Below are 11696 nucleotides of genomic sequence, written 5' to 3' on the forward strand. Positions count from 1 at the left end.
GCAGTAGGCCGGATAAGGCAAAGCCGCCATCCGGCACTTTTCGTTACAGCTTCGGTCCGGCGCTAACCAGCGCTTCGCCCGCAGGGGTGTCGGTGTACTTCTCGAAGTTCTCGATAAACAGTTTCGCCAGTGCGTTGGCTTTTTCTTGCCACTGCTCCGGGGATGCGTAGGTATTACGCGGATCGAGAATACGCGTATCCACACCCGGCAGCTCGGTTGGGATTGCCAGGTCAAACATCGGCAGACGGAACGTTTCCGCGTTATCCAGAGATCCGTTCAGGATGGCGTCGATAATCGCACGGGTATCTTTGATTGAGATACGCTTGCCGGTGCCGTTCCAGCCGGTATTCACCAGATAAGCCTGTGCACCAGCCGCCTGCATGCGTTTCACCAGTACTTCTGCGTACTGCGTTGGGTGCAGCGACAGGAATGCCGCGCCGAAACAGGCAGAGAAGGTTGGCGTAGGCTCAGTGACGCCACGCTCGGTGCCAGCCAGTTTGGCGGTAAAGCCAGACAGGAAGTGGTACTGGGTTTGGTCCGCCGTCAGGCGAGAAACCGGTGGCAGTACGCCAAATGCGTCGGCGGTCAGGAAGATGACTTTGGTTGCATGACCCGCTTTTGACACCGGCTTAACGATATTGTCGATGTGATAAATCGGGTAGGACACGCGGGTGTTCTCGGTTTTGGAACCATCATCGAAGTCGATAGAACCATCTTCGCGCACGGTGACGTTTTCCAGCAGGGCATCACGGCGGATTGCGTTGTAGATTTCCGGCTCAGCATCTTTAGACAGTTTGATGGTCTTCGCGTAGCAACCGCCTTCGAAGTTAAATACGCCGTCGTCATCCCAGCCGTGTTCGTCATCGCCAATCAGGCGGCGTTTCGGGTCGGTGGACAGCGTGGTTTTACCGGTACCGGACAGGCCAAAGAAGACCGCCACATCCCCTTTTTCACCGACGTTTGCCGAGCAGTGCATGGATGCAATGCCTTTCAGCGGCAGCAGGTAGTTCATGACGGAGAACATACCTTTCTTCATCTCGCCGCCGTACCAGGTGCCGCCAATCAGCTGGATACGCTCAGTCAGGTTGAAAGCCACGAAGTTTTCGGAGTTCAGACCCTGCTCTTTCCATTGTGGGTTGGTGCACTTAGCGCCGTTCATCACGATGAAATCCGGTTTGAAATCAACCAGCTCTTCGTCGCTCGGGCGGATGAACATATTTTTGACAAAATGTGCCTGCCAGGCGACTTCGGTAATGAAGCGCACGGAAAGACGGGTATCCGCATTAGCACCGCAGAAAGCATCAATGATAAACAGACGTTTGCCGGAGAGTTGATGGGTGACTAACCCTTTCAAATGCTGCCAGGTTTCCTGGGAAAGCGGTTTGTTGTCGTTCTTACCTTTACCTTTGTCGGACCACCAGAGTGTATCTCGTGTGGTGTCGTCACGGACAATGTACTTATCCTTTGGCGAACGTCCGGTAAAGATACCGGTATCAACTGCAACGGCGCCCAGATTCGTTAACACGCCACGCTCATAACCTTCCAGGTTTGGATCAAGTTCTTCCTGATAAAGCGTGTCGTAGTCTGGATTGTAAACGATATCCTGAACGTCATTGATACCATAAGCCTTGAGATCTTGCGGGGTTAAACTGTTGTTCACACGCATTTCACTGCTCCTTAGCCAATATGTATTACCTGGAATAGTAAGGTTTTTTAGGGATTGCTAACCGCGACAAGGCTCATAGATTTACGCATCCGGTGATTCCACGAATAACCGAATACGCTGCGACTCCTGTCACAAAGAGGCGGATATTATGGCAGGAAACCCTTTTTTGTTGTGGAAAATGTTCTTAAAACGTTAATAGAGAGTGTTTTTGGCGGGAATCTTGTGAGTGTAATCGCATTCATGTAAGAAAAAAACGTAACTCAAACATAAACAATATCGATTCACCTCGCGCAGCTGGGCTCCGAAATGGACCGACAAATACTCATATTTGTGAAGTTGATGCGATAATTAGATTTTCTCTTCTTTCTGGAAAACGACATGGACAGTGTTGAGCTTTCACCAACGACCCGCTGGGGCATGATCTTTATCGGACTGCTACAAGGGTGTGTGTGCTACCTGCTGATGGCGTATCTTGCGCCGCAGAACAGTGACTGGCTGTTCTACGGGATGCCCGTAACGATTGCGCTCTCCTCTGCGCTTTTGCTGACTGTCGTCTCATTTAAGCAACGTGCTCTATGGTGCTGGATGGCGTTGATCTGTGTGGTTGTGCTGGCGATGAGTGTGTGGCTGAAGTGGAGTGTGGCAGACAGTGACAGATGGCGGCAGGATGACATTTTTTTTGCCTACGGCTGGCGCTTACTGTTGATGGCGATGCTGGCTTTGCCGTGGATTCAATATCAACTTCACGCCCGTCGTGAACAGGCTCGCTATCCGCAGTTTTATACCTACCTGTGGCTTAACTCGCTGACGCTGCTGATCGCTTTTGTGGCCAACGGCCTGTTCTGGCTGGTGCTCCTGCTGTGGAGTGAAATGTTTCAACTGGTCGGAATCACCTTCTTCAACACGCTTTTCTTTGAGACTGACTGGTTTGTTTATTTGGCTTTAGGTCTGATCACCGCACTGGCAGTAGTGCTGGCACGTACGCAGTCGCGTCTGGTTGCTGCGGTGCAAAAGTTGCTGACGTTCCTTGCCACAGGTTTACTCCCGCTGGTTGCACTGTTAGCGCTGATGTTTATGCTGACCCTGCCTTTTAGCGGACTGGACGCTATCTCACAGCGCGTGTCAGCGGCTGGCCTGATGTCCACGTTGACGCTGATCTTCCTGTTGCTGATGGCCATTGTGCGCGAGCCGCACAAAGAGGCGTTACCTTATCCTGGCGCATTACGTTACTTGATTAACGCTTCACTGGTTGTTGCTCCTCTCTATATGCTGATTGCCGGTTGGGCCATGTGGCTGAGAATTCATCAGTATGGCTGGACGCCTGAGCGTTTGTATGGCGCATTGGTGGTCTTTGTATTACTGGTGTGGTCCCTCGGCTATCTGGTCAGTATTTTGCGCGCTGGAGGCAACCCGCTCGATATTCAGGGAAAGGTCATTCTTGGCGTTTCGCTCCTGACATTGGGCCTGTTGATTCTGCTGACGTCGCCGGTCATTGATGTCTGGCGTATTAGCGTCAACAGCCATATGGGGCGCTACTACAGCGGGAAAATTACGGCTGACCAGGTCAGTCTGTATATGCTGGATCACAGCGGAAAACCCGGTCGCGCCGCACTGGAAGCATTGCAAAAAGACGATGCATTCAACAAAGACAGCAAGCGCAGGCGTGATTTAAATGCCATCCTGCGGGGGCATCGCGATCCGGTAAATGAGCTGACGGCAACGCAGTTAGCGCCGAAGGTGATGATTGCACCGGGAAGCAAGAAGCCCGATGACGCGTTTTGGACGTTTTTAAAGGGGCAGCGCTACCGGATCGCCTCCTGTATTGAGCAGGATGCGTGTGTGTTGGTGGATCAGGATCTCAACGCGGATGGGCAGCCCGAGCAAGTATTGTATGCTTTTGGCGATGGGGAGAGCCTGGTCTTTGGCGTTAAGGAGAACAAATGGGTGTTGATCGCGACAGCCCGGCTACCGGAGGGATTCAATAAGGATCAACTGCTGCAGGCGCTGGCGAATCATCAACTGGATTCGGCTTCAAGAGTCTGGCGGGATATCACCATTAATGGCAAACGACTGCCGATGACTTATTACAATGAGTGAATCTGTTGCCGGATGGCGGCGCGAGCGCCTCATCCGGCCGACAAAAGTTTTACCGTAGGCCCGATAAGCGTTGCGCCACCGGGCAAAACGGGGATTAATGCACCTGTGGATCGGCAGGGGAGGCGTTGCTGCGGATCTCTGCAATATCCATGGCGTTAAACAGATAGTGGCTACCGCAATAATCGCAGTGCATATCGATTTCACCTTCTTCTGCCAGAATGCTGTCAACTTCTTCATCCGGCAGCGTTTTCAGAGCGCCCGCGCAGCGTTCGCGTGAACAGGTGCATTTGAACTCAACATCCTGAGGATCGTAGAGGGTGACTTCTTCTTCGTGGTACAAACGCCACAGAACTTCGTTGGCTGGCAGCGTCAGCAACTCTTCGGCTTTGATGGTTTCTGTCAGTGCGGCAAGGTGATCGAAATCATCTGCCTGTGCGTTTTGCGCTGGCATGACCTGCAACAGCATACCGCCAGCAGCAGGTTTACCGTCGACGTCGCCAGTGCGGATAAACAGACGCGTCGGCAGCTGTTCTGAACGCATGAAGTAATCTTCCAGGCAGGCCGCCAGCGTGTCACCTTCCAGACCGACCACGCCCTGATAGCGTTCGCCTTCTTCCGGTGTAATAGTGATCACCAGATAGCCGTTGCCAACCAGTGTTTTCAGATCGGCATCTTCAGGGATATCGCCTTGTATACGAGCCACGCCGCGCATCTGCTGGTTGTTGTTGCCGTTAATGACCGCCAGGCTCAACGGACCGTCGCCCTGCAGCTGTACGGTGATATCACCGGCAAACTTCAGCGTCGCGGTCAGCAGGCTGGTGGCAACCAGCAGCTCCGCCAGCACGGTTTTGACCGGCTGTGGGTAAGTATGATTTTCGAGGATCTGTTGCAGGGTTTGCGAAACGGTTACCAGTTCGCCGCGCACGGCAAAGTTTTCAAACAGATAACGATGTAATTGGTCATGTTGCGGCATAATCATCTCTCTTGCAGGTGACAGTCACTCGCTGTCGCCATGTTTAAATCGTAACAGGTCGCGGCGCTCTTTTTTGTCCGGTCGCCTGTCCGGGTGCGGCATGGTTAACGCGTTAAGTTTACGCGCCAGCGCCATTTTTTCGCGTTTTTCCACGCTTTCTGCGGTTTCTTCATACAGCATAACGGCTTCAGTTGCCGGGCGGCGCTGCTCGCTAATGGCTTTAATAATGACCGTTCGTTCGTCATTTCCCTGGCGCAGGGTGAGGGTGGCATTTAGCTCGACAATCTTACTCGGCTTGCTGCGCTGCCCGTTGTAATGCACCTTACCGCCTTCAACCATTTCGCGGGCGACTGCGCGCGTTTTATAAAAGCGTGCTGCCCACAGCCATTTATCCAGCCTGACTTCGACAGGGGGCTTCTCTTTCATGGCGTCTCCTTCACATCAGTGAGGGGATCAGTCGGCGGTAGTCATTCAGTGACGGATGGCGTGCGTACTGTTTTTCCGCTGTACCTGAGTCGGGATTGGTTACGCCGAAGCAGTAACGAATGCCGAATTGAGCAGCGGCGTCGAGAATTGGTTCGCTGTCGTCAATAAACAACGTCTTCTCTGCACTCATTCCCGTTTCTTCAGCGACAGCGTGCCATAACCGCTGATCCTCTTTGGGATAACCAAATGTGTGGGTGGAAAGTAATAAATCAAGGTGTGAGGCCAGACCGGTATGCTGAAGCTTCACCGCCAGGTTATGCGGATGCGCATTGGTGAGCAAAATACGACGTTTGCCGCTCGCTTTTAGGGCATCAAGGAACGGTACCGTATCTTCACGCAGTACGGCGCGTGGTCCCTGTGCGGTTGTCATGGCGCATATATCCAGACCCAGGCGTTCGCTCCAGTAATCCAGGCAGTACCAGTTTAGCGTATGCTGTACGGCATGATACTGCTGACGAATAAATTCCTGGGCTTCCTGGGGAGAGATACCCTGCTGCGCGCCGTAGGTTTCCGGCACCAGTTTTTGCCAGAAATAGTTATCGAATGCCAGATCGAGCAGCGTACCGTCCATATCCAGCAGAACGGTGTCGACGTCCTGCCAGGCAATATCTATGTGCATGGAAACTCCCCAGAGGAAAATAAGATGCGCGACAGGGTAGCATATTCCGTCGCGCGGGCGTGTTATCGAATCAGGCTTTCTGGGTCTTCAAGCAGCGTTGGATTCAGGCAACTCTCGTAATATTCCTGAATTTCCGCGATGCGCGAACGATGACGCTGGTAGCGTCTGAATGCCTGAACGCTGTTGTAGATAGCGCATCCCAGCATGGAGAGCATCAGCAGCGTGGTGCCAAGGTAACGCCATAAACCTGAACGATCCGGGATCCGGTGCAGGCCAATGTGCTGGGTACCGTTGGCGTCGGTCGAGATGTTGGTGACAATCCCTTCAGCGCGAAATGGCGTTTGCATCAACATCTGGGCAAGGCGCTGGAAAGCGTTCCATTGCTCTTGTGGCGGATAGTCGTACAACGAGGTCGCCGGCCAGGGCTGATCAACCAGGTCGCTGCCTTCGTCACTGATAATCAGGAAACCACCGGGGGCAGGGCTATTCAGTGCCTGAGCCGCCCGGGCGGTCTCGCGTGAAATGAACGGTGCCGTAGAAGTATTCACCAGGTTATCCAGTGATTCGGCGCTTACCGGGCGCAACAGCACATTCACACCATCCAGTTTCCCGGCGTTTGCTCGCTTAACCAGAGCGTTCCAGTCCTTACTGTTACCCAGGTTAACCAGGGCATTTTTCAGGCGTACGCATTCATCTTCGGCGGCACACAAATCGGCGGTTTTCAGGACAATATCGCCAAAATCATCCAGCAATACCATGCCGGACTTCTGAATGGCTGAGCGTAATGATGAGCTGACGCGAGAGTCATCGTCGGGTTTGGGATGCAGTTGGCGGCTAACGCTTTGGGTCAGTGCGGTCGCCTTATTGACCAGGTCTGACTCAGGCAGCGGCAGGGCGCGCGCGTCATTCCAGATAATCTGCGAACAATCAAATGGCATAAAAGGTGTCGCGGGTTGTGCGTTCCAGCTCCCCTGAGTGTGGATGTTACACATCCCTGTGCCACTCAGATGCAGCGTGTCGCCCACGCGAACGCCTGCCTTTTCCAGTTGCTTTACGCTGGTGGCCTCAACAGTTTGCGCCCCTTTCATCCAGGAAAGCGTAAGTTTAATTGGCATATCCAACGGGACCCAAAACAGCAGCATTAGCAATACCAGCAACGAACCGCCGGCAACGACGGCGCTGCGTAGCCAGTGTTGCAACGGGAAGTTTTTCACCTCGTCATGCAAAGATAAAAAACGCCCCTGGCGGACAACATGGCGATCCAGATAGATATCAATATCCGTTTGCTGGCCAAGGTCCTGTGCAATGTAAGGTTGCCAGTGTGGTGGATAAATCAGGTCAATAATACCCAGGGAGATATTATTAATTTGCTCCTGATCGTTTTCACCAAACAGCCCCCAGCGACGTGGAGTGCCACGCAGACAGTGGATTTCTCGTAGAGCCGTTTTAGACGGTGGTGCAAACAGGCCCCACAGGCCCGCAGCCAGCAGCAACACCGCGCCACCGGCGGTCCACGGTACGAACGTGTCTGGCATGATTAAACAGAAAAAGAACAGCAGGAATGAGGCAGCAATCAGTAACGCTTCGCGCAATCCCGACGGGCGGCTGAGAGCATATTCTTCATGCGTTTCCTGACGAATATTCAGCAGTTCAATCTGCTCGCTTTCTTCACCACGAATAGATGCCTGAGTAGACGCGGTGTGCTGTAGGGCGTAGCCGCGCGCTTCCTGCATATACTCTTTCAACGTATGACCGTTCAACGAGATAACCAGCGGCAGCGTATTGGTGTGGATCAGCTCAACGCTGTTTTCGTCATTGATGTATTGTTCCCAGAAGGGAGGCAAATGCACTTCGACGGAGTCGAGATAGTAGCGCCATTTATTCGGATCGTCGGTGGTGATGCCATAGCGCGTAATTGAATGCGTCAGTACGATGACGCTATTACTTTGGGCATTCAGGGTTAACGATACCGGTGCCGAACTGGCACCTGTTGGGCCAGGTACTTGCTGAATTTGACTGAGGTTTTCGAGATAGTTTTCGACCGCGCCACGTTCTTCGGGTGTTAGTTTACGCTTAGAGGCGTCAGAGAAGACGTTGCTCAACGGTAATTTTTGTTGTCTGAATTTTGATCTGAATCGCCACCCTGCAAGCAATGAGCAGGCCAGCAAAGCAGCTAAAAAAATCAGAATGGTGCTCATGCTTTCCCCATCTTACTTAGTCTGTCAGGCGTGGTCAGTCGCACCCTGTTCAATATTCGTGATTCTGTGGTTGGCTATCGGCAAGTGTGGAGTTGAACTTGAGCATCTTTAAGTACAGCCCAATAAATGCGAATAATAGCAAAATCACCAAAAACGGAATATCAGCAAATTCCTGGAGTTATTTCAACCTATTGACTTTTAATTTGAAATAGGGATTAACTTTTAGTACGTTACATAAATGTAAATAAACGGCAATTCACATTGCCGAAACCGTGCTGTATATCGCACAATAACCCCAGATTTCACAGCAAAGATCCTCATGATGAGCAAATCATTACAAAAGCCCACGATTTTGAAAGTGGAAACCGTCGCACAATCCCGGCTATTTAAAGTCGAAAGCGTGGACCTTGAGTTCAGCAACGGCGTACGTCGTGTTTATGAGCGTATGCGCCCATCCACGCGCGAAGCGGTAATGATTGTGCCGATTGTGGATGACCACCTGATCCTCATTCGCGAATATGCGGTCGGAACTGAATCCTACGAGCTTGGTTTTTCCAAAGGGTTAATCGATCCGGGTGAAAGCGTGTTTGAAGCGGCTAACCGGGAACTGAAAGAAGAAGTGGGATACGGTGCGAAGGACCTGACGTTTTTGAAAAAACTCAGCATGGCGCCTTCCTATTTCTCCAGCAAGATGAATATTGTGGTCGCTGAGGATCTTTATCCTGAGTCGCTGGAAGGTGATGAGCCCGAGCCATTGCCACAGGTGCGCTGGCCGCTGGCGCATTTGATGGATCTGTTAGAAGACCCTGACTTCCACGAAGCGCGTAATGTCAGTGCGCTGTTCCTGGTACGCGAATGGCTGAAAGGGCAGGGGCGGTTTTAATCGACATTGCCGGATGGTGGATGTCGCCTTATCCGGCCTACAAAATCCAGCAATATCAAATAATTGTGCCGAAAATGTAGGCCGGATAAGCGAAGCGTCATCCGGCAAAAGATTAGAACAACTCGTGCGTCTCACCATTATCAATAATGGTTGTCCCCACCTCATGTACCGCCTGTTGCGTTGGCTGAGTACCTTCAATGAAATACTCTGCACGGCTGTTACCGCCGTTTGCCAGTTGGCCGGTGCTACGATCGATATTGACCGTAACGATACCCGGTGGTGGTGTCAGCGGCTGCTCAGGAACACCTTCTAATACACTCTTCATGTAGGCATCCCATGCAGGCTGCGCACTCTTGGCACCGCCTTCGTAGCCGGAGATTTGGTCTTTGATCGCGCCGGATGCCGTCGTATGTCCGAGATCGCGGCGATGATCATCAAACCCGATCCATACCGAGGTCACCACCCCTGGGCCGTAGCCGGAGAACCATGCATCTTTCGAGCTGTTGGTTGTCCCGGTTTTCCCGCCGATGTCATGGCGCTGTAAATCGCGTCCTGCACGCCAGCCGGTTCCCATCCAGCCTGGTTCACCAAAGATATTGGTGTTCAACGCGCTCTTGATCAGGAAGGCCAGCGGCGTGTTGATGACGTGCGGTGCGTATTCTTGCGTGCCGCTTTGTGCGACCAGCGCCTGGTTAGCTTGCTCAAGCTGTGGCATTGGCACGGCGGCGTTTTGTTGTTCCTGAGATACCGCAACATCTTCAACGTTACTGTTTTCCAGCACGTTAGACTTCTGCGTATCGCCGTAAATTACCGGGATATCACATTCCGGGCAGGCAATTTTTGGCTTCGCCTCAAAGATAACGCCACCCATATCGCTTTCAATCTTACTGATGAAATACGGGTCGACCAGGAACCCGCCGTTTGCCATTACCGCGTAACCGCGAGCAACCTGCAGCGGAGTGAACGAGGCTGAGCCCAGCGCCAGTGATTCAGTATGCACAATATTCTGTGCCGGAAAGCCGAAACGCTGCAGATACTCTGCCGCGTAATCCACACCCATTGCGCGCATGGCACGAACCATCACCACGTTTTTCGACTGGCCGAGCCCCTGACGTAAGCGGATAGGGCCAGCATATTGCGGCGGTGAGTTTTTTGGCTGCCAGTCAGAACCTGCACCGGCATCCCAACGGGAAATCGGTACGTCATTCAGCATACTTGCCAGCGTCAGGCCTTTATCCATCGCGGCGGTATACAGGAAAGGTTTGATGTTAGAACCCACCTGGCGTAACGCCTGGGTGGCACGGTTAAACTTGCTCTGGTTGAAATCAAAACCCCCCACCAGTGCCAGCACTGCGCCGTTTTGCGGGTTAATCGAAACCAGTGCGGAGTTAACGTCCGGCACTTGCGCCAGCCACCAGGCATCTCCCACCTGGCGTACCCAGATTTGCTGGCCAGTCTGTACTACGTCGGTCACTTTACGCGGTGTTGGGCCTTGTTGAGTATCCGAACGATAAGGACGCGCCCAGCGCATACCTTCCATACGTAATGACACCGATGTTCCATCCGCCAACGCAGCGGTCGCTTCCTGTGGGTTGGCGCTGGTGACAACCGCGGGCAGCAGCGGGCCGTAGGTCGGTAGCGCTTTTAGCGTATCGGTGATTTTTTTGCTGTCCCAACTGCTTTCGCCCACTTTCCACAGCACGTTCGACGGGCCGCGGTAGCCGTGGCGCATGTCGTAATCCATCACGTTGTTGCGTACTGCCTGCTGAGCTGCCTGCTGTACTTTGCGTGTAATGGTGGTGGTGATGCGATACCCGTCTTCATAGGCTTTCTCACCATAACGGTTATACATCTCCTGGCGCACCATTTCAGACAGATACGGTGCAGAGAAAGCGATTTCCGGCGCGTGGTAGTTGGCGTCAATGGCCTCGCCTCGCGCCTGATCGTACTGGGCCTGGGTGATGTAGTTTTCGCTCAACATACGCGACAGTACAACGTTACGGCGCGCAGTTGCCCGGTCCATCGAATAGAGCGGGTTGAAGGTTGACGGCGCTTTTGGCAGACCGGCGATCACCGCGATTTCACTTAAGCTGAGTTGATCAACTGTCTTGCCGAAATAGACCTGCGCGGCAGCACCCACGCCATAGGCGCGATACCCCAGATAGATCTTGTTCAGATAAAGCTCGAGGATCTCGTCTTTACTCAGCAATTGCTCAATACGAATAGCCAGGAACACTTCTTTGATCTTACGCATCAGCGTACGTTCCGGACTCAGGAAGAAATTTCTCGCCAACTGTTGGGTAATGGTACTGGCCCCTTGTGAGGCGTGGCCGGAGAACAACGCGACGCTGGCCGCACGGAAGATCCCCACCGGGTCCACCCCGTGGTGCTCATAGAAGCGGCTGTCTTCTGTGGCGATAAAGGCTTTAACCATTACCGGCGGCATTTGATCCAGCGTAACCGGAATTCGACGTTTCTCGCCATATTGCGCGATGAGTTCGCCGTCAGCACTGTAAACCTGCATTGGGATCTGCAGACGCACATCTTTTAGCGTCGCGACGTCAGGTAATTGTGGCTCGATATAGCGATAGAGGCCATAGATCGAGCCTGCTCCCAGCAGGATGCAACATACTGCAAGGATTAATAAATACTTTACGAACTTCACTGGAGATTTCCCATTTAGTGGCATTTGGGCAGTTTATAAACAAACGCGCGGTAGTATAAAGGCAAGCCAGACGCATTGATATACCCGTTGAAGGAACGGGTGATAAGGA

At 52.8% G+C, this 11696-nt stretch carries 8 protein-coding genes; 2 read left to right on the forward strand and 6 right to left on the reverse strand.

The genetic code is table 11. The features are described from left to right. Positions 1-43 precede the first annotated feature (43 nt). Positions 44-1666, reverse strand: a complete 1623-nt coding sequence (gene pckA, locus G8S19_RS01580; protein WP_048213555.1) for a phosphoenolpyruvate carboxykinase (ATP) — start codon at positions 1664-1666, stop codon at positions 44-46. A 378-nt stretch (positions 1667-2044) separates the two neighbouring features. Here pckA and G8S19_RS01585 point away from each other — a divergent pair, with 378 nt between their 5' ends. Beyond that, positions 2045-3763, forward strand: coding sequence for a DUF4153 domain-containing protein (locus tag G8S19_RS01585; RefSeq protein WP_137346490.1), 1719 nt, complete (start codon positions 2045-2047; stop codon positions 3761-3763). A gap of 94 nt (positions 3764-3857) precedes the next feature. Here G8S19_RS01585 and hslO read toward each other — a convergent pair whose 3' ends face one another. The 4 genes from hslO to igaA all read right to left on the reverse strand — a co-directional run bounded on the left by hslO (position 3858) and on the right by igaA (position 8039). Further along, on the reverse strand, positions 3858-4736 hold the full coding sequence (hslO, locus tag G8S19_RS01590) for an Hsp33 family molecular chaperone HslO (RefSeq protein WP_005121631.1): 879 nt from the start codon (positions 4734-4736) through the stop codon (positions 3858-3860). A 24-nt stretch (positions 4737-4760) separates the two neighbouring features. After that, on the reverse strand, positions 4761-5162 hold the full coding sequence (gene hslR / locus G8S19_RS01595; RefSeq protein ID WP_048213553.1) for a ribosome-associated heat shock protein Hsp15: 402 nt from the start codon (positions 5160-5162) through the stop codon (positions 4761-4763). Positions 5163-5172: 10 nt separating this feature from the next. Next, entirely contained in the window at positions 5173-5841 is a 669-nt protein-coding gene (gene yrfG, locus G8S19_RS01600) for a GMP/IMP nucleotidase (protein WP_253685993.1), read from the reverse strand. Positions 5842-5903: 62 nt separating this feature from the next. Further along, on the reverse strand, positions 5904-8039 hold the full coding sequence (gene igaA / locus G8S19_RS01605; protein WP_124021954.1) for an intracellular growth attenuator protein IgaA: 2136 nt from the start codon (positions 8037-8039) through the stop codon (positions 5904-5906). A 322-nt stretch (positions 8040-8361) separates the two neighbouring features. Between igaA and nudE the strand changes: the two genes are divergently transcribed. Then, positions 8362-8922: an ADP compounds hydrolase NudE gene (nudE, locus tag G8S19_RS01610; RefSeq protein WP_048213799.1), complete on the forward strand. Its 561-nt coding sequence runs from the start codon at positions 8362-8364 to the stop codon at positions 8920-8922. A 112-nt stretch (positions 8923-9034) separates the two neighbouring features. Here the strand turns inward: nudE and mrcA are convergent, their stop codons facing one another. After that, positions 9035-11587 (reverse strand): peptidoglycan glycosyltransferase/peptidoglycan DD-transpeptidase MrcA, encoded by a 2553-nt coding sequence (gene mrcA / locus G8S19_RS01615; protein ID WP_048213550.1) that lies wholly within the window; start codon positions 11585-11587, stop codon positions 9035-9037. Between the last annotated feature and the right edge of the window lie 109 nt (positions 11588-11696).

The sequence above is a fragment of the Citrobacter sp. SX206 genome (assembly GCF_024181025.1).
GTDB lineage: Bacteria > Pseudomonadota > Gammaproteobacteria > Enterobacterales > Enterobacteriaceae > Citrobacter > Citrobacter youngae.

Bases quoted from the DNA above. Each gene is read 5' to 3' on its own strand.
- pckA (WP_048213555.1), bottom strand. From the start codon at position 1,666: ATGCGTGTGAACAACAGTTTAACCCCGCAAGATCTCAAGGCTTATGGT.
- G8S19_RS01585 (WP_137346490.1), top strand. From the start codon at position 2,045: ATGGACAGTGTTGAGCTTTCACCAACGACCCGCTGGGGCATGATCTTT.
- hslO (WP_005121631.1), bottom strand. From the start codon at position 4,736: ATGCCGCAACATGACCAATTACATCGTTATCTGTTTGAAAACTTTGCC.
- hslR (WP_048213553.1), bottom strand. From the start codon at position 5,162: ATGAAAGAGAAGCCCCCTGTCGAAGTCAGGCTGGATAAATGGCTGTGG.
- yrfG (WP_253685993.1), bottom strand. From the start codon at position 5,841: ATGCACATAGATATTGCCTGGCAGGACGTCGACACCGTTCTGCTGGAT.
- igaA (WP_124021954.1), bottom strand. From the start codon at position 8,039: ATGAGCACCATTCTGATTTTTTTAGCTGCTTTGCTGGCCTGCTCATTG.
- nudE (WP_048213799.1), top strand. From the start codon at position 8,362: ATGAGCAAATCATTACAAAAGCCCACGATTTTGAAAGTGGAAACCGTC.